1 pseudogene is annotated in these 224 nt (G+C 54.9%); it reads left to right on the top strand.

Annotation, left to right across the window (positions count from 1 at the left end):
- Positions 1-224, top strand: a pseudogene (locus ACP7IZ_RS13870) (IS3 family transposase); the annotation flags it as partial.

Genomic DNA, 224 nt, shown 5'->3' on the forward strand with positions numbered 1-224 from the left:
GACCCAGGCTCACAGGAGATGGGGATTTGGTCTGTGTTTCCTGTATCTGCGCAATGTGCAGGGACAGCTCTGGAATCATAAGCGGGTTTATCGGATCTATCGGGAACTGGAACTCAACCTGCGGATTAAACCCCGCAGGCGTCTGGTTCGCGAAAAGCCTGAAAAGCTGTCGGTTCCGGCCCTTCCCAACAGGGTCTGGTCCATGGATTTTATGGCGGACAGGC

This window comes from Acetobacter sp. AAB5 (genome assembly GCF_050106715.1).
Classification (GTDB): Bacteria; Pseudomonadota; Alphaproteobacteria; order Acetobacterales; family Acetobacteraceae; genus Acetobacter; species Acetobacter oryzifermentans.